General features: G+C 61.7%; 18 protein-coding genes, 1 tRNA gene and 1 other RNA gene. 15 read left to right on the top strand and 5 right to left on the bottom strand.

What is annotated here, in order from left to right:
- Positions 1–18 precede the first annotated feature (18 nt).
- Both CKA81_RS09430 and CKA81_RS09425 read left to right on the top strand, forming a co-directional pair.
- Complete coding sequence (locus CKA81_RS09430; RefSeq protein ID WP_128355030.1) at positions 19–1005, top strand: tripartite tricarboxylate transporter substrate binding protein BugE; 987 nt, start codon at positions 19–21, stop codon at positions 1003–1005.
- A gap of 40 nt (positions 1006–1045) precedes the next feature.
- A tRNA-Arg gene (locus tag CKA81_RS09425) sits at positions 1046–1120 on the top strand.
- A 1-nt stretch (position 1121) separates the two neighbouring features.
- On the opposite strand, the gene CKA81_RS09420 is transcribed toward CKA81_RS09425, so the two are convergent.
- Both CKA81_RS09420 and xerD read right to left on the bottom strand, forming a co-directional pair.
- Entirely contained in the window at positions 1122–1625 is a 504-nt protein-coding gene (locus tag CKA81_RS09420) for an aminoacyl-tRNA deacylase (RefSeq protein ID WP_128355029.1), read from the bottom strand.
- 9 nt (positions 1626–1634) lie between these two features.
- Positions 1635–2540: a site-specific tyrosine recombinase XerD gene (xerD, locus tag CKA81_RS09415; protein WP_128355028.1), complete on the bottom strand. Its 906-nt coding sequence runs from the start codon at positions 2538–2540 to the stop codon at positions 1635–1637.
- A gap of 111 nt (positions 2541–2651) precedes the next feature.
- Here xerD and modA point away from each other — a divergent pair, with 111 nt between their 5' ends.
- From modA to CKA81_RS09400, 3 genes are read left to right on the top strand one after another with little or no spacing between them, the layout of a single operon-like run.
- Positions 2652–3407 carry a molybdate ABC transporter substrate-binding protein gene (gene modA, locus CKA81_RS09410; RefSeq protein ID WP_128355027.1) on the top strand — a complete coding sequence of 252 codons (756 nt, stop codon included), beginning with the start codon at positions 2652–2654 and terminating at the stop codon, positions 3405–3407.
- A gap of 9 nt (positions 3408–3416) precedes the next feature.
- Positions 3417–4106, top strand: a complete 690-nt coding sequence (modB, locus tag CKA81_RS09405; protein WP_128355026.1) for a molybdate ABC transporter permease subunit — start codon at positions 3417–3419, stop codon at positions 4104–4106.
- Entirely contained in the window at positions 4106–4840 is a 735-nt protein-coding gene (locus CKA81_RS09400; protein WP_394342552.1) for a sulfate/molybdate ABC transporter ATP-binding protein, read from the top strand. Before modB ends, CKA81_RS09400 begins: the two co-directional genes overlap by 1 nt.
- On the opposite strand, the gene CKA81_RS09395 is transcribed toward CKA81_RS09400, so the two are convergent.
- On the bottom strand, positions 4792–5622 hold the full coding sequence (locus tag CKA81_RS09395) for a TOBE domain-containing protein (RefSeq protein ID WP_128355025.1): 831 nt from the start codon (positions 5620–5622) through the stop codon (positions 4792–4794). The two genes, CKA81_RS09400 and CKA81_RS09395, sit on opposite strands and share 49 nt — an antisense overlap.
- A 52-nt stretch (positions 5623–5674) precedes the next feature.
- On the opposite strand from CKA81_RS09395, the gene CKA81_RS09390 reads away from it, so the two are divergent.
- From CKA81_RS09390 to recR, 6 genes are all read left to right on the top strand, one after another.
- A complete protein-coding gene (locus CKA81_RS09390) occupies positions 5675–8332 on the top strand; it encodes a PD-(D/E)XK nuclease family protein (RefSeq protein WP_128355024.1) in 2658 nt (885 codons plus the stop codon).
- Positions 8322–11684, top strand: a complete 3363-nt coding sequence (locus tag CKA81_RS09385) for a UvrD-helicase domain-containing protein (protein WP_228255694.1) — start codon at positions 8322–8324, stop codon at positions 11682–11684. The genes CKA81_RS09390 and CKA81_RS09385 overlap by 11 nt, the downstream gene beginning before the upstream one ends.
- A gap of 10 nt (positions 11685–11694) precedes the next feature.
- An RNA gene (gene ffs / locus CKA81_RS09380) (signal recognition particle sRNA small type) lies at positions 11695–11792 on the top strand.
- 96 nt (positions 11793–11888) lie between these two features.
- Positions 11889–13997: a DNA polymerase III subunit gamma/tau gene (locus CKA81_RS09375; protein ID WP_128355022.1), complete on the top strand. Its 2109-nt coding sequence runs from the start codon at positions 11889–11891 to the stop codon at positions 13995–13997.
- Between the two features lie 36 nt (positions 13998–14033).
- On the top strand, positions 14034–14360 hold the full coding sequence (locus CKA81_RS09370) for a YbaB/EbfC family nucleoid-associated protein (RefSeq protein ID WP_128355021.1): 327 nt from the start codon (positions 14034–14036) through the stop codon (positions 14358–14360).
- Positions 14360–14968, top strand: a complete 609-nt coding sequence (recR, locus tag CKA81_RS09365) for a recombination mediator RecR (protein WP_128355020.1) — start codon at positions 14360–14362, stop codon at positions 14966–14968. Before CKA81_RS09370 ends, recR begins: the two co-directional genes overlap by 1 nt.
- A 13-nt stretch (positions 14969–14981) precedes the next feature.
- Here recR and tal read toward each other — a convergent pair whose 3' ends face one another.
- On the bottom strand, positions 14982–15941 hold the full coding sequence (gene tal, locus CKA81_RS09360) for a transaldolase (protein ID WP_128355019.1): 960 nt from the start codon (positions 15939–15941) through the stop codon (positions 14982–14984).
- A gap of 166 nt (positions 15942–16107) precedes the next feature.
- Between tal and carA the strand changes: the two genes are divergently transcribed.
- The 3 genes from carA to CKA81_RS09345 are packed head-to-tail and all read left to right on the top strand — an operon-like array spanning position 16108 to position 21297.
- Positions 16108–17262 (top strand): glutamine-hydrolyzing carbamoyl-phosphate synthase small subunit, encoded by a 1155-nt coding sequence (gene carA / locus CKA81_RS09355; RefSeq protein ID WP_128355018.1) that lies wholly within the window; start codon positions 16108–16110, stop codon positions 17260–17262.
- Positions 17263–17271: 9 nt separating this feature from the next.
- A complete protein-coding gene (gene carB / locus CKA81_RS09350) occupies positions 17272–20514 on the top strand; it encodes a carbamoyl-phosphate synthase large subunit (protein WP_128355017.1) in 3243 nt (1080 codons plus the stop codon).
- A 12-nt stretch (positions 20515–20526) separates the two neighbouring features.
- Positions 20527–21297 carry an SDR family oxidoreductase gene (locus tag CKA81_RS09345; RefSeq protein WP_128355016.1) on the top strand — a complete coding sequence of 257 codons (771 nt, stop codon included), beginning with the start codon at positions 20527–20529 and terminating at the stop codon, positions 21295–21297.
- A gap of 11 nt (positions 21298–21308) precedes the next feature.
- Here CKA81_RS09345 and CKA81_RS09340 read toward each other — a convergent pair whose 3' ends face one another.
- A complete protein-coding gene (locus CKA81_RS09340; RefSeq protein ID WP_128355015.1) occupies positions 21309–21959 on the bottom strand; it encodes a histidine phosphatase family protein in 651 nt (216 codons plus the stop codon).
- Positions 21960–22065: 106 nt separating this feature from the next.
- Between CKA81_RS09340 and CKA81_RS09335 the strand changes: the two genes are divergently transcribed.
- Complete coding sequence (locus tag CKA81_RS09335) at positions 22066–23397, top strand: solute carrier family 23 protein (protein WP_128355014.1); 1332 nt, start codon at positions 22066–22068, stop codon at positions 23395–23397.
- Positions 23398–23565: the final 168 nt, after the last annotated feature.

The raw sequence follows: 23565 nt of genomic DNA, 5'->3' as shown, positions 1-23565 counted from the left end.
TATCCAGGAGGCTTCACTATGACAAAAACCACCAGACTCGCAGCATTGGCGCTGGCGGCAGGTGTGGCATCGGCGTTGGGTGCGACGGCCGTACAGGCTGCCGACTACCCCACGCAACCCATACGCGTCATTGTTCCCTTCGCGCCGGGCGGCTCGACCGACATCGTGGCCCGCATTGTCACGCAGCGCATGGGCCAGGAGCTTGGGCAAACCATGGTGGTCGAAAACAAGGGCGGCGCCGGCGGCGCCATTGGCGCGGCAGAGGCCGCGCGCGCCAATCCGGACGGCTATACATTGTCTATCGCCACCGTGTCCACGCTGGCAGTGAACCCCGCCTGCCGTCCTGATGACCTTACCTATGAACCCTTGACCGACTTCCTGCCGGTCACCAATTTTGCCAATGTGCCCAACGTCATCGAGGTCAACCCGAAATTCCCGGCCAAGAACTTCAAGGAGTTCGTGCAAACGCTGAAGGATAATCCGGGCAAGTACACGCATGGCAGCTCGGGCACTTGCTCGGTATTGCACCTGTTTGGCGAAGCCTTCAAGCAGGCCACAGGCACCGAAGCGGTTCACGTGCCCTATAAAGGGTCGGGTCCTGCTGTGACGGATGCCGTGGGCGGTCAGATCGACAGCATGTTCGACAATCTTCCGTCGTCCATGGGTCAGATCAAGGCGGGCAAGTTGCGTGCGCTGGCAGTGGCATGGCCAGAACGCCTGGCAACCTTGCCGGACGTGCCAACACTGGCTGAAGAGGGCTATCCCCAACTGAACCAGCCCGCATGGTATGGCTTGCTGGCACCGAAGGGCACACCACCGGAAATCATCAAAATCCTGCGTGACGCCGCCGTTGTCGCGCTGAAGGACCCCAAGGTTATCGAGACCCTCGAAAAGCAAGGTGCTGCGCCATCGGGCAATACACCGGAAGAGTTCGCCAAAGAGATCAAAGAACAGTACGACTGGGCGAAAGAGGTGGTTGCCAAGGGCAATATCAAGCTTCAATAAAGCGTTTTTGCGGCCTGCTTTATAATCGCAGGCCGCATGCGTCCCTGTAGTTAAATGGATATAACTTTCCCCTCCTAAGGGAAGATTGCAGGTTCGATTCCTGCCGGGGACGCCAGCTAATCGTGCCGCGTCATGGGCAGGCTTGCCGTGACCGTCTTGGCACCCAGCAAACTTGCCAGCATCGCCGGGTCCACGCCTATCAGATAGCCGCGCCGGCCACCGTTGACATAGATCTTCGGAAAAGCCAGCAGGCCGGCTTCGATCCACACCGGCATTTTCTTTCTTGTGGCAAATGGCGACGTGCCTCCGACCAGGTAGCCGGAGTGTTTCTGCGCCACGTCAGGAGAGCATGGGTTGATGCGCTTGGCGCCGGTCTGGCGTGCCAGGTTCTTGGTCGACACCTCACAGTCTCCGTGCATCAGCACCACCAGCGGTTTGGCGTTCTCGTCTTCCATGATCAGCGTTTTGCCCACTTGATGCGGGTCCAGGCCCAGTTGCCTTGCGGCTTCGCCCGCGCCGCCGTGGTCAACGTAATGGTAAGTATGCTCGGTAAAGACGACTTTGCTTCGCCGCAGCAACTGTGTGGCGGGCGTCTCGGATACATGTTTTTCTTTGGTCATGATGGTTTGCTACGCAGAGGCGCGCGGGTGATGGCGAGCATGCAGCGCTTTCAGCCGCTCCCGCGCCACATGGGTATAAATCTGGGTAGTCGAAATATCGGCATGGCCTAGCAGCATTTGCACCACCCGCAGGTCGGCACCGTGATTAAGCAAATGTGTGGCAAATGCATGGCGCAGCACGTGTGGCGACAAGGGCACTTGTATATCAGCCAGGGCCGCGTATTTTTTTACGATCAGCCAGAAGGCCTGGCGGGTCATGCCGGCGGCCCGCCCGGTGACGAACAGGGCATCGCAACGGCGCTGCCCAAGTAATTCCGGTCGTGATTGCTGCAGATATAGGGCGATCCAGTGCTGCGCTTCGCTGCCCAGCGGTACCAGTCTGTCCTTGCCCCCCTTGCCCAGCGTCACGCGCACCACGCCCTCGTCCAGGTTGACTTCCAGCAGGCCCAGCGAGGTCAGTTCGGTGACTCGCAGGCCGGTGGCGTACAGGGTTTCCAGCATGGCTCTATCCCGCAGGCCCAGTGTGCTGCGGGTGTCGGGTGCCTGCAGCAGGGCTTCCACCTGCTCTTCGGACAGCGTCTTGGGAAAGCGCGCGGCCTGCTTGGCGGCACGCAAGCTCAGGCATGGATCGCGGCTGATCAGGCCGTGACGCAAGGCCCAAAGATAGTAGCGCCGCAGCGCCGCCAGGCGACGGTTGGCGGTGGTCGCCTTGCTGCTTGCGTGCTTGGCGGCAAACCATTCCTGTATGTCGGCCTCGTCGGCCTGCGTCAGCGATTTGCCATGCTTGGCTGACAGCCATTGTGCAAAGGCGGTCAAGTCACGGCGATAAGCGGCCAGGGTGTTCTGAGCCAGGCCATCTTGCAGCCACACGGCGTCCAGGAAGTTGTCTATCGTAGCGGGTGAGGGTGTAGCCATGATGCTGGGATAGTAGCGTAGACGAGGGTTTGACGCTGCGTTATATACCTCTGTATATTACGCAAGGAAGGCTGCCGCGCTAAGTGGTTGCCGCCACATCCGGAGGACGGCATGGCACTGAAACGATATCTCGTCATTGCAGCGATTGCGCTGCTTGGAGCACCAACCGCGGCCAGCGCTCAAGACATCTTGGTAGCAGCGGCGTCCAGTCTGACCAATGCCTTTACTGAGTTGGCCATAGGTTTTCAGCAGCAACACCCCGGCACCAAAGTATTGATGAGTTTTGCGGGTTCGGATGCGCTTGCGCAGCAGGTGGTGCACGGGGCTCCCATTGATGTGTTCGCATCGGCCGACAGCCAGGCGATGGACACCGCAGAGCAAGCCGGTAATATTGTGCCCGGCAGTCGTCGCGATTTCGCACGCAACGAAATTGTGCTGATCGTGCCCTCGGATAATCCGCAAAACATCTCGGGCCTTGCCGATCTGGCAGGGGGCGCCATCGGACGAGTTGCCTTTGGCAACCCCGCCACCGTACCGGCGGGTCGCTATACCCGGACGGCGTTGGAACACGCCGGCAGTTGGGATACCGTGAAGAAAAATGAAGTATTGGGCCAGAATGTGCGCCAGGTATTAAGCTACGTCGCACGCGGCGAGGTCGACGCCGGCTTTGTCTTTGCCACAGATGCGGCCGCCATGGCGGATCGCGTCAAGGTGGTTACCGCCCTGACGTCACCGTCGCCGGTTCTGTATCCCATCGCCTTGGTCGAACGCAGCGGCCGTCACCCCCAGGCGGCCGAATTTCTTTCTTACGTGAATTCGCCCGCCGGGCAGCAGGTTCTTCAGAAGCACGGGTTTTCTGCGCCGTGATGATGCAGCATGTCTGAGGTCAGCATTCCCTTGTTGCTGTCTCTGAAGGTGGCCGGATGGGCGACTTTCTTTTCTGCACTGCTGGGCACCGCCGCGGCTTATGGCTTGTCGCGATGGCGCTCGCCTGGGCGCGATCTTGTCGATGCCGCCCTGACTTTGCCGCTGGTCTTGCCGCCCACCGTTATCGGCTACTACCTGCTGGTGCTGCTTGGGCGACGGGGCTGGCTGGGGGAGTTTCTTTCTGGCTGGGGCATAGAGCTGGTGTTCACCTGGCAAGGAGCGGTCATCGCGGCTACGGTGGTGGCTTTCCCCATGGTGCTGAAAGCGGCGCGCGCGGCCTTCGAAGAGGTCGATCCAGGGTTGGAGCATGCCGCCGCCGTGTTGGGCATCAGCGCTGCCGGCGTCTTCTTTCGCGTGACGTTGCCGCTCGCCATGCGCGGTATTTTGGCGGGGGTGTTTCTTGCCTTTGCTCGCGCGCTGGGCGAATTTGGCGCGACGCTGATGATAGCCGGGAGTATTCCGGGCCAGACGCAGACGCTTTCCATTGCCATCTATGAGGCGGTCCAGGCGGGCAACGACAGTGCAGCCGCTACCCTGGTCCTGACCACATCGCTGACATGCATAGTCGTCCTGTGGGCCGCCGTCCGGCTGATGCCCAATCGTCTGCGGATGACCGGCCCGAGGAGGGCGGGATCATGATGCGCATCCATGTCACGAAATCGCTACGTGCCGGCAACCGTGAGTTCTTGCTGGATGTTCATCTTGATGCATCGGCCCGCCGCATTGCCCTGGTGGGCCCTTCGGGCTCAGGAAAATCCTTGACGCTGCGTGCTATTGCAGGTCTGTTGCGTCCGGATGCCGGCATGGTCAGCATAGGCGACAAGGTGTTGTTCGACGCCGCACAAGGCATCGCTCTGACCCCACGCGACCGGCGGCTGGGCTACTTGCAGCAGGATTATGGCTTGTTTCCTCACTTGACCGTTGCTCAGAACATCGAGTTCGGCCTGAAGCCCGGGTGGCGCAACTCTCCTCGCAGCACGGTCGGCCCTGCCGCCCGTCGCTGGGTCGAGGCTTTCGGTCTGCAAGGGGTGCTGGAGAGCTACCCCGCAGAAATTTCAGGCGGGCAGCAGCAGCGTGTCGCCCTGGCGCGCGCCTTGGCGGTACAACCCCGCTTGTTACTGCTGGACGAGCCCTTGTCCGCGCTGGACGCGGGGTTGCGCAAGGCCATGCGTGCAGAACTGGCCGCCGTGCAGATGGGGCTGGATATTCCTTCCATACTGATCACCCATGATCCCGAGGACGCGCGGGTGCTGGCTGATCGTGTATTCGAAATTGAGGACGGTCGCATCGTCCGGGAGAGCTCCCGCGATGAATACGCCTTGCATCAATCCAGCACGCCCAGCATCACGCTTGATGCCTTGAAAATGGCGTAGACCTCCATGTGCTCGGCCAACTTCATGTCGGCGATGCCGTCGCGGCTGACCATGGCGGCAATCGTAGGGCCTGAATCCAATTGAATGCTGACTTCCGCATTGACGGCGCCCTGCGTGATGCGGACGATGCGCCCCGGTAGCTGATTGCGCGCGGACAAGACCATGGACCCAGCGCCCAGCCCCACTATGATGGACGAGGCTTTGATGAAAGCCAGTGCCCGCTTGCCAGGGTGCAGATTCAGATTCGAGGCGCTTTCGCTGGTGATGGACGCCACGATTTCGCTGCCATCGCCCACCTTCAGGATGACTTCGTCGTTGACCGCGCCGTGCACGACCCGGTCGACCGTGCCAGGAAGTTTGTTGCGCGCTGAAGTCTGTATCATCATGTGCTGGATCAGCTCGAGGTTACGGGACGATGGGCCGCCTCCCGCGGCAAGCTGCGCCATGAAGCGTTCATGCTCACGGCTTAGCGCTTGATAGAGGTTAATCAGCTCGCGGGCGCGGGCAGTAAGCGTGGCACCGCCACCGCGCGAGCCACCCGTGCTTCGATTTACCAGGGGCTCGCCGGCAAGGTTGTTCATGGTGTCCACGGCATCCCATGCCGCCTTATAGCTCAGGCCCACTCTTTTGGCCGCCGCCGTAATAGAGCCTTCGTCGTCTATGGCGGCCAGCAAGGCCATGCGCTTTTCGCTGCCCCATTTCTGGTCGCCCGAACTGAACCAGATCGAGCCGTCCAGTGCGATGGTGGACTTTTCAGAGACAGGTTTGGGCTTGGTTGACATCAATCTAGTTTAAGCTGCACCTTGCGTTTGTGCACAAGAGAGGCATCAGGGAATGATCGCGACGCTGGACGAAATCACGGTGGACGAACTTTCCGGGCTCGATGCCCAGAAGGTCCTTGTCTTGACGGTCAATAATCGCCATGCGCGGCGTGTGCTGGCCGAGTTCTCGGCGGCCCTGGGCGACGAACGACGCGTCATGCCGGTTCCCGATATCGTGCCCTTGTCAGGCTGGCTGCGGCGGCTGGCCGACCAGTTGTCATTCATGCCGCAGGCTCAATTGGCCTCGCATACTGTCGATGCCTTTGGCGCGCAATTGCTGTGGCAGCGTGTCATCAAGGAGGTCGAGGCCGATCGTGCCTTGCTGGATGTCGCGCAGGCAGCCAAGCTTGCTGCCGACGCGGATCGCTTGCTGGATGATTGGCGCATTCAGGTGCCCGATCAGGGCCTGACCGTCGACTACCAGCGTTTCCAGCTTTGGCGCGAACGCTACCGCAGCGTCTTGAACGAGATGGATGCAGAAGACAGCAATCTGGCATACGAGCGCATCCATGCTGCGATCTGCTGCGGCGCGATGCCGGCAGTCGTTCCCGTTTTGGTCATGGCCGGGTTCAACGAGATTTCGCCGCGCCTGGCCGCCATCCTGGAAGCTCAGCGGGAGCAGGGTGTAAGCATCCTGCGGCTGTCTCAAGCCGGGGCGCCAGCACAGAAAGTGCAGCGCATCGCGGCACCCGACCCCGATACCGAATGGCGTTACGCGGCATTGTGGGCAGCCAACCGTTTGCGCGAAGATCCCGCCGGTCGATATGCCATCGTTGCCGCACAGCTCGAAGCCGATGTGCCGCTGGTCCATCGCTACCTGCGTGCCGCACTGGGTGTTGACCAGAGCGGGCGCGCCATGCCGTACAACGTCGCGGTGGCGCGACCGCTGGCCGAGTGGGCGGTGGTCCGCGCGGCGCTGGCCTGGTTGCAGGTGCTGTCGCGATACGCCAGAAAACGGCCGTGCGAGCCGGCCGAGTTGGGACCGGCCTTGCTGGCCGGTGCTTGTGTCGGCGATGCATCGGAGGCCGGCGGGCGGGCGGCGCTGGACGCCTATTGGCGCCGCCAGGCCACCGTCAGTGTTACCGCCACCCAGTTTGCGGCCTCGCTTGATCGTCACGCGCCACGGCTTGCCGCCGCATGGCGTGACTGCCTCAGCGCCGCGACCGAGCATTCGAGCGCGGCCCTGGTGTCTGATTGGGCTCAGCAGTTCCGGCGCATGCTGCATGGCCTGGGCTTCCCGGGGCAAGGCGCGTTGGGCAGCCACGCCTTCCAGGCGCTGGAGGCTTTTGATGAGGCCCTGGATCGGCTGGGCCGCCTCGCGCCAGTGACAGGGCCAGTCAGTTTTAGCGCGGCGATCAGCCTGCTGCGCCGGCTGCTGCGCGAAACACCTTTTCAACCGCAGCGCGATCCTGCCGCACGGCTGGACGTATTGGGGTTTCTGGAGTCGGAAGGCGGACGTTGGGACGGGGTGTGGGTATTGGGCCTCACGGACGAGGTATTGCCGGCAGTACCCCGACCGAATCCGTTTATTCCCTTGGCAGCCTTGCGTCAGGCGCAAGCGCCGCGGGCGACGCCCGACCGCGAACTGCAGTGGGCAAAGACCTTGTACGCATCCTTGCTGGCCTGCGCGCCCCAGGTATGGCTCAGTCACGCGCTGTACGAGGGTGAGCGCCAGTTGCGCCCCAGTCCGTGCATTGCCGAACTACCGCTGACTGACTACGCCCTGTCCAGTCCGTCCAGCACGCCCTGCACCATGGACTATCTGCTGGACGAGTCGGGGCCTGCCCTGCAGTCGGGCAGCAGCACGCGTGGCGGGATCGCCGTCATCGACACGCAGGCGCGCAACCCGCTATGGGCTTTCGTCAAATATCGCCTGGGCGCCAGACGTCTCGACGCTTATGCCGACATCTCGGATCAGAATGCGCGCGGCGTGCTTCTGCATCGCGCGGCGGAATTGGTGTGGCGCATACTGCCCGATCAACAGGCCTTGACCGACCTGCACCAGCGCGATGGCGTCCTCGCCATGCTGGAGGAAGTCGTCGCGCAGGCGGCCGATGAGTGTTTACAGGATTATGGGCAGGCGCTGCGCGAACTCGAGTGCCGGCGGGCCATCCGCGTCATGCATACGTGGCTGATGCGCGAGCTGCAGCGTGCACCCTTCGAAGTACGTGACGTCGAGCAGCGCTACGAATGGCAGCACGGGCCCCTGGAGCTAAGCCTGCGCCTGGATCGCATCGATTGCCTGCACGACGGTCGCTTGGCCGTCATCGATTACAAATCCGGAAATGGTGCTATCGACCCTCGCCCCGACTGGATGCGCGAGCGTCCGGTAAATCTGCAGCTTCCGTTCTATGCGGCGGTGTTGGCCCAGGGCAATGAACAGATCGCCGCGCTGGTGCTGGCTCGCCTGCATGCTCGCGAGGTCGAGATCAAGGGCTTGGCAGACGGCGACTTCGGCATGGAGGGTCTATCCGCGCTGTCCGACTGGCCGGACTTCGCCACGCTCAGTTGGGAGCAACTGATGGCCAAGTGGCGCGAGACCATACAAGGCCTGGCTGACGAGTACGCGTCAGGCTACGCCCGCAACCACAGCCTGCGGGCAGACGACTTGCAGTATTGCGATGTGCTTCCCTTCTTGCGGCTTACCGAGGATATTGCCCGTGTCGATTAAACATCCCAGCGACAGTGCGGTACGCGCCGCCGCCGTCGATCCGGCGCACTCGTTTCTTATCCAGGCACCCGCAGGGTCCGGCAAGACCGAACTGCTTACCGATCGCATACTGGCCCTGTTGGCCACTGTAAAGCGTCCCGAAGAGATCGTGGCCATTACCTTTACGCGCAAGGCCGCCTCGGAAATGCATGCGCGTGTGTTGGCCAAGCTGCGGGCGGGTGCGGGCCCGCAACCGACCGAGCCCTACAAGCTGCGTAGCTGGGAGCTGGCGCGCAAGGCCTTGCAACGCAACAACGAACTGGGCTGGAATCTATTCGAGTATCCGGCGCGCCTGGGCATACGCACCATCGATTCGTTCTGTGCTTACCTGGTCCGTGCCATGCCGTGGCTAAGCTCCTTGGGCGGGGTGCCGGCCATTACCGACGATGCGCGCGTACACTTCGAGGCGGCTGCCCGGGCCACGCTGGCCATGGCTGACGAGAACGCTTCTGTCGCGGCGCTCATCGAGCATCTGGATGTCGACGTAGCCTATACCCAGGATCTGATCGTCGACATGCTGGGCAGTCGCGACCAATGGTTGCCCTTGCTGGCGGACAGCGCCGACATCGAGCGCTTGCTGCACAGCTTGGATGCGGCCATCGAGGCGGACCTGGTTCGCCTGCTGGCCGCCATGCCGCCGGGCTGGGCCGCGAGTCTTGCGCCTTGTGTTTCGCGCGCCGCGCAGGTGCTGGCCGAGAAAGGAGGCGACCCGGACCTTGCCTTGCTGCACGACTGGGACGGCGCGCCGCTGGATGCCGACGCGTCCTGTGTGGCGCAGTGGCAGGCGCTTGCACGAATGCTGCTCACCAAAAGCGGAAGCCTGCGCAAGCGGGTGACCATCAAAGAGGGCTTTGAAGCCAAGGCAGCTTACAAGGACGATTTCCTCGCATGGGTGCAGGCCGTGCCCGAGTCCGAGCCCTGGATCGCAGCGCTTGCCGACATCCGCCATGCGCCGTCCACCGGCTATAGCGATGAACAGCAGCGGGTGCTGCGCCTGCTTATCGAGGTGTTGTGGATGGCAGCTGCACAGTTGCAATTGCGCTTTGCCGAGGCCGGTGAAGTCGACTTCACCGAGATCTCGCAACGCGCGCTGCAGGCGTTGGGCGATGCCGACGATCCCAGCGATTTGCTGCTGGCACTGGACACTTCCATACGTCATATCTTGGTCGACGAGTTCCAGGACACCAGCCAATCTCAGATCCAGTTACTGGAGCGCCTGACGGCCGGCTGGACATCTGACGATGGCCGCAGCCTGTTTCTGGTCGGCGATCCCATGCAGTCCATTTATCGATTCCGCAAGGCCGACGTCGGAGGCTTCCTGAAGGTAAAGGCGCAAGGCCTGGGTGCCTTGTCCCTCAAAGCGCTGGAGCTCACGGACAACTTCCGTTCCCAGGCGCATTTGGTTGATTGGGTCAACACAACTTGCGGCCCCGTCTTTCCCAAGGAAGACAGCCCGGGGTTGGGGGCGATCAAGTACACGCGGTCGGTAGCTTTCAATGACGGCGTGCAAGGCCTGGGCGTTGAGTTCCACCCGATATGGATACGCGCCGACCGGACTGGCGCCGAGGCGGACGAGGCCATCGTGACGGCCGAGTCGGTTGCGATCTCGCTGGCCAAGCAGGCCCTGGCTCAGCATCCAGACAGTGAGCATCCGGTGGCCATCCTGGTTCGCGCGCGCAGTCACCTTGACGCCATGGTGCATCGGTTGGCCGAGCAGGGCGTGCCGTGCCGGGCGGTAGAGCTTGTGTCGCTGAAGTCGCGGCAAGTGGTGATCGATCTGGCCCAGTTGGCCCGCGCCTTGTCTCATCCCGGGGATCGGCTTGCATGGTTGTCGGTACTGCGTTCACCTTTATGCGGCCTTACCTTGAACACGCTGCATGCGCTCTGTGGCCATGACTTCCAGTCCAGCGTGCCTGCGCTATTGGCACCCTATCTCCGGTCGGATCAGGCCGATAATCCGCTAATCGATGGCGCGGAACTGACACGGCTGCGGGCAGCGGCTGCCATCCTTCTGGACGGCACGAATGCTGCCGGTTCGGTCCCTTTCGCGGCATGGCTGGAAGACTGCTGGACGAGGCTGGGCGGTCCGCTTTTGTACCCCAACGCGAACGACAAGGCCGATGCCGAGCGCCTGTTTCGCCTGATCGAACAACTGGCCCCCTACGGCAACCTGGATCCCGTATCGCTGGAAGATCGCCTGGATAAGCTTTACGCGGCGCCACAAGGCAGCGGCCGCGCTGTCGAGGTCATGACCATCCATAAGTCCAAGGGGCTGGAGTTCGACACCGTCATCCTGGCCGGCCTGCATCGCCGTCCACGTGCCGACCGCGCGCCCTTGTTGCGCTTCGAGCATAACGACGGAGAGCTCTTGCTTGGGCCCATCAAACCGCGGGCGGCAGGCGATCACGATCCTGTCTCCGTGTATCTGGCAGAGCGCGACAAAAAGCGCGCAGCGTACGAAACCGACCGCATGCTCTATGTGGCGCTGACCCGGGCCAAACAGCAGCTGCATCTGGTGGGCGCTGTTCAACTGGATGAGGACATGGCCATCAAGAGTCCGGCCAATACCTCTTTGCTGGGCCGTTTGTGGGATTACATGGGCAAGCCGTCGGTACCGAGCGCGGACGAGTTGCCGGAGGCGACGATCGATCTGCGCGGGGCGACCGAAGGCCAGCGTTTTCTGGTTCGGCGGTCCGAACCACCAGAAGTGGCCGATATTCCCCAGGCAACCGCCACAGCCGGCTCCGCCGCCTGGAGATGGAAGCCTGATGGCGGCTTCGAGAACCTCATAGGCACGGTTGCCCACGCCTGGCTCGAGAGGGTGGGCAAGGAAGGGGCTGATGCATGGACAGTGCAGAGACTGGACGACTGCCTGCCTCTGTTTGCCAGGCAATTGACACGGGCCGGCGTACCGGATGGGGGCGCTGCGGCCGCCGCCCGTATCGTGCGCGACACTCTGGCCGCCACGCTGGCCAGTGAACGGGGGCTCTGGCTGCTGCAAGCGGCAAGCGCCCATCGGGAATGGTCGCTGCTGGATCTCTCCGGACGTGTGTCGGTGATTGACCTGGCAATCTCACAGGAGCAGAACTGGTTGGTGGTCGACTACAAGACTGGTGTGCCGGCCGAAGGCGAAACCATGGAAGACTACGCGACGCGGATGCGCGAGCGATACCGCGAACAGATGGAGCGCTATTGCGCCCATGTGTCGGCGCTGGATGGCCGACCAGCCCGTGGCGCCTTGTATTTCCCGCGCGTCGATGTGTGGATCGATTATTCCCCTTCGCCGGCCGCGCAGCTGGGCAAGTCCTGTTAAACTCTTATTCGGCGGGCCCCTTCGCATGGTTCGGCGGTGAAACTGGTCAGGTCGGGAACGAAGCAGCCATAGTCGCTCAGAGTCAGTGCCGAAGTCAGGCTCGCCCCTCATCCTCCATGGCATCGCCCCAAATGCCCCAAGTGACGTCGAATCCGGTACACTTTTTGTTTACCCTTCGATAGCTCCCCGTTTTCAAGCCCCTGCATGACATATCTGGTTCTGGCACGTAAATGGCGGCCACGTTCGTTTGATACCCTGATCGGCCAGGACCACGTGGTTCGTGCACTGACGCACGCCCTCGAAACCCAGCGCCTGCATCATGCCTGGCTGTTTACCGGAACGCGCGGCGTCGGCAAGACGACCTTGTCCCGCATATTGGCCAAATCGCTGAACTGCCAGGGTGGGATCACGGCGAAGCCTTGTGGGGTTTGCCAGGCCTGCACCGAAATCGATACCGGCCGTTTCGTTGACTATGTCGAACTGGATGCCGCATCGAACCGCGGCGTCGACGAAATGACGCAATTGCTGGAGCAAGCCGTCTATGCGCCCAGCAGCGGTCGCTTCAAGGTCTACATGATCGACGAAGTCCACATGTTGACCGGGCACGCTTTCAACGCCATGCTCAAGACCCTCGAAGAGCCGCCGCCGCATGTCAAGTTCATTCTGGCCACGACCGACCCACAAAAGATACCCGTAACCGTCTTGTCGCGCTGCTTGCAGTTCAATCTGAAGCAGATGACGGCCGAAGCAATAGTCGGTCACTTGCAGGAAGTGCTGGGCCAGGAAGGCCTGCCCTACGAGGGTCCGGCGCTGCGCTTGCTGGCACAGGCGGCCTCCGGGTCCATGCGCGATGCGCTTTCCCTTACCGATCAGGCCATTGCCTACAGTGCCGGCAATCTAAGCAGCGACGCGGTGCAGGGCATGCTGGGCACCATAGACCAGCGTCACCTGGTGTACTTGCTTCAGGCTCTGGCCGCTGGCGATGCCAAGCAAGTTGTGGCCGTTGCGGACGAGCTTGCGTCTCGAGGGTTGTCCTATTCAGGCGCCCTGGCCGATCTGGCCGTGCTGCTGTCGCGCATAGCCATCCAGCAGCGCTTGCCCGACATGCCGGCCCAGGAAGACCCCTTGGCCGAAGACCTCATTGCATTGGCCGCGGCGATTCATCCCGATCTGGTGCAATTGTTTTACTCGGTGGCGGTTCACAGCCGTCACGAGCTGTCCCTGGCACCGGACGAGTACGCCGGCTTTGTGATGGCCTGCCTGCGCATGCTGGCGTTGGCGCCCACCGATCCGGCTCCGCCGGTCCCGCCCCGGCCCGACAGCAAGGCGCAGGCTATTGCGCCGCCGGCAACGGTGGCACCGGTCGCAGCCGCGCCTTCGGCCGCAGCGCCGGCAACTTCGGCTTCGGCTTCGGCTTCGGCTTCGGCTTCGGCTTCGGCTTCGGCTTCGGCTTCGGCTTCGGCTTCGGCTTCGGCTTCGGCTTCGGCGGAGCCCGCAAGCGCGCAGGCGCCCGCAGCGTCGGTAGCGCCCCAGGCCCCGCCCGTCGTGGTGACGCCGGTGGCTCCAGTTGTTCCCATTGTGCCCGTTGCGCAAGAGACGCCGCCTGCTGACCAACACGATGTCCCCGCCTGGGAAGACTTGCCCGCTACGCCGCCGCCCACCGCGATCCCATCGACAAAGTCGCCACAGCCCCCCAAAGCCGCAGCGGTACAAGCGGACCGGGCAACGGCTGAAGCCGACTTCGAGACCATGCATGGTGCCGACGATGACGCCGGGTTCGACGATGCGCGGTTCGAGCCTGCCGATGCGGACGGCTTCGATGACGAGTTCACGCAAGAACAGGCTGCGATCGATGGCGAAGTCATACCCGCCGCTTTGGCGCCGGAGCGCAAGAAGACCAAGTCGGCGCGCATACGAGACATGACAGCGCAACAATGGCCGACGCTGGCAGCCAGTTTGCCGCTTACCGGCCTGGCTGCCGAGCTGGCCCGGCAAAGCGAGTGGCTGGGCGGGCAGGGCGAGCAGATCAACCTGCGAGTCGCCGTAAGATCACTGGCCGAGAGCCCAGGGCAATCACGCCTGCGCACCGTGCTTTCCGAGCACTTCGGTACGGTCGTGCAGCTGAATGTGGAGTACGGCGCTACCGGCGACGACACGGCGCATGCGGTAGAGCAGGCACAACGCCAGCTGCGCCAGCAAGCCGCCGAGCAGGCCGTTGCCAACGATCCATTCGTGCTGGCGCTGATCACCGACTTTGGGGCGCAGGTTGTGCCCGGATCCGTCAGTGCGACGCCACGCGACCGCGCCGCTTGAACGCCATTTTTTAACTATTTTCAGGACAGCCACACCATGATGAAAGGTCAGATAGCCGGATTGATGCGCCAAGCGCAGCAAATGCAGGAAAACATGAAGAAGGCGCAGGACGCCCTTGCCGAAATTATTGTCGAAGGCGAGTCGGGCGGCGGTCTGGTCAAGGTCTCGATGACCTGCAGGCACGATGTCAAGCGCGTCACCATAGATCCTACGCTGCTGGCCGACGACAAAGACATGCTGGAAGACCTCGTCGCCGCTGCTTTTAACGACGCGCTGCGCAAAGCGGAAACCACTTCGCAAGAAAAGATGTCGTCCGTGACGGCCGGCATGCCTTTGCCTCCGGGAATGAAGCTACCCTTCTGATGGAAGCGCCCTTACCCGAGCCCGAGCCGCTAAAAGCGTTGATCGAAGCCTTGCGACGCCTGCCTGGTGTCGGGGTCAGATCGGCGCGTCGTATGGCGTATCACCTGCTGCAGCACGATATTTCTGGGGCCGAGCAACTTGGCCAGGCGCTGGCAGCTGCCGTGCGCGACCTGCGCCATTGCGCGCGCTGCAACGGTTTCAGCGAAGCCGAGGTCTGCCCGACGTGCAGCAATCCCAAGCGGGATGCAAGCGTGTTGTGCGTGGTCGAGACACCCGCCGACCAGAACATGATTGAGTCCAGCCATGGTTACCGGGGTCTTTATTATGTCTTGATGGGACGCCTGGCGCCGCTGGAAGGCATAGGCCCCCAGGACCTGCAGTTCGACCGCTTGTTAAGGCGCGCCGGTGACGGGCAGGTGCAGGAGGTCATTCTCGCCACCAACTTCACGGCCGAGGGTGAAACCACCGCTCATTATCTGTCAGAGCTGCTGCGCGCCCAGGGGCTGTCGGTCAGCCGGCTGGCGCGTGGCGTGCCCGCGGGCAGCGAGCTCGAATACGTCGATGCGGGCACGATAGCCTGGGCACTGATGGAAAGACGCAGCACTTGAACAGGGTGGTGGCTTACTGCTTGCGCGCGGCCGCAATCAGGGTGTCCAGCTTGACGGCATCAGCCGCAAACGCCCGTATGCCTTCAGCCAGTTTCTCTGTGGCCATGGGGTCTTGATTCAGTTCAGTGCGGAAAGCCACTTCGTTGCTTGCCAACCACTCGGGCGCATCTTGCTTGGCGCTTTGCGGATCCAGCTGCCTTGCCAGGGGCTCGGTATTGTGCGCCAGTTCGTCCAGCAGATCGGGGCTGATGGTAAGCAGGTCGCAACCGGCCAGAGCCCGGATTTGCCCGATATTGCGAAAGCTCGCGCCCATGATCTCAGTCGGAATGTCGTAAGCCTTGTAGTACTGGTAGATGCGCCTGACCGACTGCACGCCCGGGTCGTTGGCGCCGGCGCTGGCCGCTTCATCCCATGAGTCGCCCGCAGCCTTCTTATGCCAGTCGTAAATGCGCCCAACGAAGGGGGAAATCAGCTGCGCCTTGGCCTGGGCGCAAGCAATGGCTTGGGGCAGGCAAAACAGCAGGGTCATGTTGCAGCGTATCCCTTCGGACTGCAGCACACGCGCAGCTTGTATGCCTTCCCAAGTTGAAGCCAGTTTGATCAGCACCCGTTCAGGGTTGACGCCGGCGCGTTGGTACATCTGGATAATTTGGCGTGCCCGCTCTATGCTGGCTTGTGTGTCGAAAGACAGGCGGGCATCCACTTCAGTAGAGACGCGGCCCGGGATAATCGCAAGGATTTCGCGTCCGAAGGCCACCAGCAACTGATCAACCAGCTCGCTGCTGGAAGCGTTGGCATGGTCGCGGATAACTTGCTGTACAAGTTCGCGGTTTTGTTCGTTCTGAACGGCCTTGAGAATCAGCGAGGGATTAGTCGTGGCGTCGGTCGGCCGATGCTTGCGCATGGTGTCGAAATCGCCAGTGTCGGCGACTACGGTGGTGAATTGACGCAGGGCTTCTAGTTGGTTCGACATAAGCTTTACACCAGTTAACACAATACGGAACAGAGCCTGTTACTGTAGACCATTTTCCGCCTGCGGACAGGCGGGCGCCTTGATCTGACGGCCCCTTACATAAGGACCGGCCGCCGCAAGGTATAATCGAAAGGTTTAATTACTGACTTTATAACCGGGGTTTACAGTGCTGCCGTCACTACTATCAGAGGGGTCCAAAGGGGCTCCTTCAGCTATCCTCGCCTTGGCGGACGGTACCATCTTCAAGGGTGTCTCTATCGGCGCCGATGGGTATTGCGTCGCCGAAATCGTCTTCAACACCGCCATGACGGGCTATCAGGAAATCCTGACCGACCCGAGCTACAGCGGCCAGATCATCACACTGACCTATCCTCATATCGGTAACACGGGTGTCAACGAGGAAGACGTCGAGTCCACTCACGTTCATGCAGCCGGTCTGGTGGTGCGCGATTGCTCGCTGCGGGTATCGAATTTCCGCGCCACGCAGTCGCTGCCCGACTATCTGAAAGAGCAGGGTACAGTCGCCATTGCCGGTGTCGATACGCGTAAGCTCACGCGCATACTAAGCCAGCGGGGCGCGCAAGGCGCTTGTATCATGGTGGGCGACGACGTCGGCCATGCCGTGCAAATGGCACGTGACTTCCCCGGCATGTCGGGCCAGGATTTAGCCAAGACCGTCTCCATCAAAAGCGCTGACAACTGGCGTTCGGGCACTTGGCAGATGGGCAAGGGCTTTTCCGAACCCACTGGCGCCACCTACCACGTCGTCGCCTACGATTACGGCATCAAAACCAACATCCTGCGCCTGCTGGTCGATCGCGGTTGCCGCGTTACCCTGGTGCCGGCCCAAACCCCTGTGCAAGATGTGCTCGACCTGAAACCCGACGGCATCTTTCTGTCCAACGGCCCCGGCGATCCCGAACCCTGCCTTTACGCCATCGACACCTGCAAGGCGGCACTTGAGCAAAAGATCCCCTTGTTCGGCATTTGCCTGGGCCAGCAGATACTCGGGCTGGGCCTGGGTGCGAAAACCGTCAAAATGAAAACCGGCCATCACGGCGCCAACCACCCGGTACAAGACCTGGATACCGGGCGGGTCTTCATTACCAGCCAGAATCACGGTTTCAATGTAGACGCCGACTCTTTGCCCGCCAATGCCCGCGCCACGCACGTGTCGCTGTTCGATGGCAGCTTGCAGGGTTTCGAGCTTACCGATACCCCCGCCTTCTGCTTCCAGGGTCATCCTGAAGCCAGCCCCGGCCCGCACGACATCGTTGTGCTCTTCGATAAATTCATCAGCCTTATGGCCGGAAAAAAATAATCCCGCACTATGCCAAAGCGTACAGACCTAAACAGCATTCTCATCATTGGTGCCGGCCCCATCATCATCGGGCAGGCATGCGAGTTCGACTACTCCGGCGCCCAGGCCTGCAAGGCCCTGAAAGCCGAGGGTTTCCGCACCATTCTGGTCAATAGCAATCCCGCCACCATCATGACCGACCCGGAAACGGCTGACGTCACCTACATCGAGCCCATTACCTGGCAAGCGGTCGAAAAAATCATCGAGCGCGAAAGGCCAGATGCGCTGCTACCGACCATGGGTGGGCAGACGGCACTTAACTGTGCACTGGATCTCGTGCGCGAAGGCGTACTCGAGAAGCACGGCGTGGAACTGATAGGCGCGAATGCGCAGGCCATCGAAAAGGCCGAAGACCGCATGAAGTTCAAAGACGCCATGAGCAGTATCGGCCTCGAGTCAGCCAAGTCGGGCGTAGCGCACTCCATGGAAGCAGCCTGGGAAGTCCAGCGCCGCATCGGCGACGAGGCGGGCACGTCCGGCTTCCCCGTTGTGATCCGCCCCAGCTTCACCATGGGCGGGTCGGGTGGCGGTATTGCCTATAACAGCGAAGAGTTCGAGGCCATCTGCCGTCGCGGCCTGGAGGCATCGCCTACTAACGAACTCTTGATCGAAGAGTCCCTGCTGGGCTGGAAAGAATTCGAAATGGAAGTCGTGCGCGACAGCGCCGACAACTGCATTATTGTGTGCTCCATCGAAAACCTGGACCCCATGGGTGTGCACACTGGCGATTCCATCACGGTGGCCCCGGCCCAAACGCTGACCGACAAGGAATACCAGATCATGCGCAATGCATCGATCGCGGTGTTGCGCGAAATCGGCGTGGACACCGGTGGTTCCAACGTCCAGTTTGCAGTCAACCCCGCCGATGGGCGGATGATCGTCATCGAGATGAACCCGCGCGTGTCGCGCTCGTCGGCCCTGGCGTCCAAGGCCACGGGTTTCCCCATCGCCAAGGTTGCCGCCCGCCTGGCGGTCGGCTATACGCTGGATGAACTGAAAAACGAAATCACGGGGGGCGCGACGCCCGCATCTTTCGAGCCCACGATCGATTACGTCGTCACGAAGGTGCCGCGTTTTGCCTTCGAGAAATTCCCAACCGCCGATTCGCGCCTGACCACGCAAATGAAGTCGGTGGGCGAAGTCATGGCCATAGGCCGTACCTTCCAGGAATCCTTCCAGAAAGCCTTGCGCGGTCTGGAAGTCGGTGTGGACGGACTCAATCAAAAGACCACCGACCGCGAGAAGCTGCAGATCGAGCTTGGCGAACCGGGCCCCGAGCGCATCTGGTACGTGGGCGACGCCTTTGCCCAGGGCTTCAGCCTTGACGAGGTTCACAGCCTGACCAGTATCGACCCGTGGTTCCTGGCCCAGATCAAAGAGATCGTCGATATCGAACTGGCGCTCGAGCAAAAGACGCTGGCCGACCTGGACTACGACACCGTCTGGCAACTGAAGCGCCGCGGGTTTTCCGATCGCCGCCTGGCCTTTCTGCTTGACACCTCCGAGGCCGAAGTTCGCAAGCTGCGTCATCAACTGGGTGTGCGCCCCGTATACAAACGCGTAGACACCTGCGCCGCCGAGTTTCCCACCGATACGGCGTACATGTATTCAACGTACGAAGACGAATGCGAGGCGGCCCCTACGGACCGCAAAAAGATCATCGTGCTGGGTGGCGGGCCCAACCGTATTGGCCAAGGCATCGAGTTCGACTATTGCTGCGTGCACGCCGCGCTGGCATTGCGCGAAGATGGCTATGAAACCATTATGGTCAACTGCAACCCGGAAACCGTCTCCACCGATTACGACACGTCCGACCGCCTCTATTTCGAGCCGCTAACCCTGGAAGACGTGCTCGAGATCGTGCACAAGGAAAACCCGGTAGGCATGATCGTGCAGTACGGCGGACAAACCCCGCTCAAGCTGGCACGCGCGCTCGAAGCCAACGGTGTGCCCATTATCGGCACCAGCCCCGAATCCATCGACGTGGCCGAAGATCGCGAGCGCTTCCAGAAGCTGCTGACCAAGCTGGGTTTGCGCCAGCCCCCCAACCGTACCGCTCGTACCGAAGGCGAGGCCCTGATACACGCCGCCGAGATCGGCTACCCGCTGGTTGTGCGCCCCAGTTATGTGCTGGGTGGCCGCGCCATGGAAATCGTACACGAGCAACAGGATCTCGAGCGCTACATGCGCGAAGCCGTCAAGGTCAGCAATGACTCGCCGGTATTGCTGGATCATTTCCTGAACAATGCCACCGAGGTCGATGTCGATTGCGTGGCCGATGGCGAAACCGTCTTTATCGGCGGCGTCATGGAGCACATCGAGCAAGCCGGCGTGCACTCGGGTGATTCCGCCTGCAGCCTGCCGCCTTACTCGCTGTCCGACGAGGTCATTGCCGAGATTAAGCGCCAGACGGCACTCATGGCACGCGCCCTGAATGTAAAGGGCTTGATGAACGTACAGTTTGCCATTCAAGATGGCGACGTCTACGTGCTCGAAGTCAACCCGCGTGCGTCCCGCACCGTTCCTTACGTGTCCAAGGCCACTGGCTTGCAGTTGGCCAAGATCGGCGCACGCGCCATGGCCGGCAAGACCCTGGCCGAGCAGGGCATACGCAAAGAAGTGGTGCCGCACTATTACTCCGTCAAGGAGGCTGTCTTCCCCTTCGTGAAGTTCCCGGGCGTAGACACCATACTGGGCCCCGAAATGAAGTCCACCGGCGAAGTCATGGGCGTAGGCGAGAGCTTTGGCGAGGCCTTCGTCAAATCGCAGCTTGCGGCCAGCGTGTCCTTGCCTGAATCAGGTACGGCCTTCATCAGTGTGCGCGGCCAAGACAAACCACGCGCCGTCGAAGTGGCGCGCGGTTTAAGCGCGCTCGGGTTCAAGATTGTCGCTACGCGTGGCACGGCTGCCGCCATCGAGGCTTCCGGGTTGGAAGTTCAGGTGGTCAACAAGGTAACTGAAGGACGGCCTCACATTGTGGACATGATCAAGAACGGCGAGATCGCGCTGGTGATCAACACCGTTGAAGAGCGGCGCAATGCCATTGCCGACTCGCGCATGATACGCACCAACGCACTGGCCGCGCGCGTTACCTTCTTCACCACGATCGCCGGAGCACGCGCCGCTGTCGAGGGCTTGCAGTATCTGCGTCATGGTGGCGGACTGAAGGTCTATTCCCTGCAGGATCTTCATGCTTCCCTGCCGCCCCAGTAAAGGCGGCGCGCCTTGACCCAGCGCGTATTCATCACCGGAGCGAGCAGCGGCATAGGGGCCGCCCTCGCTTCTTTTTATGCGGCGCAGGGCGCGCAGCTGGGATTGCTGGGTCGCCGGGCGGACGCCCTGCAGGCTATTCAGGCCGGCCTGCCTGGCCAGCATGAAATCTATGTAGTTGACGTCCGGGACAGGGCGGCGCTGCACGCCGCCGCCCGTGACTTCTTGGCGGGCGGGCCGGTGGACATCGTGATTGCCAGCGCAGGAATCAGCGCCGGCACACTGACTGAAGAGCCCGATGACTTTCAGGTTTTCGAAGCCATCATCGCCACCAACCTGCACGCCACCGTGGCAACCTTCGAGCCGTTTATACCGTCGATGAAACAGCGGGGTGTGGGTCGCCTGGTCGGTATCAGCAGCGTTGCCGCTGTACGCGGTCTGCCGGGCGCCGGCGCCTACAGCGCGTCCAAGGCAGCGCTGCGCGCTTACTGCGAAAGCCTGAGGGTTGAGCTTGGCCCGACCGGTGTGCAAGTGGTAACGCTGGTGCCCGGGTTTATCCGGACACCCATGACGGCCGTGAATCCGTACAAGATGCCCTTCCTGATGCCGGTTGAGCAATTTGCCGCGGCGGCCGTGAAGGCCATTGAAAACGGTGTGTCATATACCGTCATTCCGTGGCAAATGGGCGTGGTGGCCAAACTGCTGCGGCTGGTGCCCGACGCTTTGTACGATTACTTTGCGGTACGGCGGGAACGCAAGCCGCGGTTGCAGCATCCGCCACGTTGATCGCCCAAACGCTATAGGACGTCGTCCAGAGCTGGCGCATGCAGGTGACTGCCCAGGCCCCAATCCAGCAGATGCCACTTTCGGTCAATGTCGATAGCCAGGCAATTGATGCTGGCATTCAAGATGGGGCCGTTACGCGGGGCTGAAAGTCCGACGCCCGCAGCCTGGCGCCAGGCAATATCGATCACGCCGCCATGGGAAAATACCAGTACATTGCGCCCGGGGTGCTCCTGCGCGAGCCGCTCGAAGGCCCGGGCTATGCGCGTGGCAAACTCGGGCAGGGTTTCGCCGTCTTCGACTTCTTGGGCAGGATCACGAAAATTGACATAGTGCGACCCCACCTGCTCGCCTTCAAGCATGGCCCAATCCCGGCCCTCGTAAATGCCGTAGCAGCGTTCGCGCAGCTGCTTGTCGCGCATGATGGGCAGCGGGAGGTGCGCGGCGGCAATCCGGGCCGTTTCGTAGGCGCGCCCCAGGTCGCTGCTGATCACCACGTCGATGTCCACATCGAAGTCGGCCGATTGCAAATGGCTGGACACGCGGCGGGCTTGCTCCAGGCCCACAGTGTTCAGCGGGATGTCCAGCCAGCCTTGCAGCCGTCTTTCGGCATTCCACTGGGTTTCTCCGTGGCGTATCAGCCAGAATCTTGTTGCATTAGTCATGGTTCAGTATAGGCGGTGGTAACTATCTTGTTGCACCTTGCAGGCCTGCGCCCGTACACTCTCGCCTGGCCTGTCGCCCCATTTTAATAAGAAAGGGAATTCCTCCATGTCGAACACCTATTTTCCACGCTGGCGCCTCGTGCGAGGCGGCACAGACGGCGTTGTCGTGCAACCGGACGAACGGTTGTCCTGGCCGCAGAACGTGGCCATGGGCGCCCAGCACGTGGTGGCCATGTTCGGTTCGACCATTTTGGCGCCGCTGCTAATGGGCTTCGATGCCAATGTGGCTATCTTGATGTCCGGCGTGGGCACCCTGGTGTTCTTCTTGTTCGTGGGCGGCCGAGTGCCCAGTTACCTGGGCTCCAGCTTTGCTTTCATCGGCGGTGTCATAGCCGTGACCGGTTACGCGGGCGGGGGTGCAAACGCCAATATCGGTGTTGCGTTGGGGGCCATCATTGCCTGTGGCTTCGTCTATACCCTGATCGGCTTGCTGGTGTGGTGGATGAATGCGCGCTCCGGCGGCGCGGCTGAATGGATCAATAATTGGATGCCGCCTGTGGTGACCGGTGCCATTGTTGCCGTCATTGGCCTGAATCTCGCGCCCATTGCCGCCAAGGGCGCCATGGGCGGTTCGACCTTTGACGCGCTGATGGCGCTGATGACTGTCCTTTGTGTGGGAGGCGTTGCGGTCTATACGCGTGGCACCACCCAACGCCTGCTGATACTGGTGGGCCTGCTGCTGGCCTGCGTGATCTACGGTGTTTTGACCAACGGTATGGGTCTGGGCGCGCCGATTGATTTCAGCGCTGTTGCCTCGGCAGCATGGGTGGGTTTGCCGGCGTTTGCCGCGCCGGTTTTCGAGGTACACGCCATGAGCGTGATTGTGCCCGTGGCGATTATTCTGGTCGCCGAGAACCTGGGGCACATCAAGGCGGTCAGTGCCATGACCGGACAGAACCTGGATGTCTATCTGGGCCGCGCTTTCGCTGGCGACGGCGTTGCTACCATGATCTCTGGTGCGGTCGGTGGCACCGGTGTTACGACCTACGCCGAGAATATCGGTGTCATGACCGTCACGCGGATTTATTCCACATTGGTATTCGTGATTGCCGCCATCATTGCGATACTGCTGGGCTTTTCGCCAAAATTCGGTGCGCTGATCCAGACCATACCGGGACCGGTCCTGGGCGGCATGTCTATCGTGGTATTCGGCTTGATTGCCGTGGCCGGCGCACGCATCTGGGTGGTGAACCAGGTCGACTTCAGCGATAACCGTAACCTGATTGTTGCGGCCGTCACGCTGGTGCTGGGCGCAGGTAACTTTACCGTACAGTTCGGTGCTTTCAAGCTAGACGGCATCGGGACGGCAACCTTCGGCGCAATTATCTTGTACGCCCTGCTGCGCATGGGGTCGCGCGGTAAAGCCCGGGCGATCTGACAGCGGCGCCCAAGCGGCATATCGTCATGCCTTGCTACAAAATAATTATCGGTCAGTAGCCGGGCGTCTTTATTGGCTATACCGCCTTGCGCGGTAGGGCGGGGCTTGCAATTTGCCCGAAGTTTACCGACAATAGTCCCATATCCCCGGTTTCTGTCCAGGCCGGGG

Origin of the sequence: Pollutimonas thiosulfatoxidans, assembly GCF_004022565.1 — a bacterium.
GTDB classification, from domain to species: domain Bacteria; phylum Pseudomonadota; class Gammaproteobacteria; order Burkholderiales; family Burkholderiaceae_B; genus Pusillimonas_D; species Pusillimonas_D thiosulfatoxidans.
The sequence above is the reverse complement of the archived record's forward strand: the minus strand, read 5'-3'. Positions and strand labels throughout refer to the sequence as shown.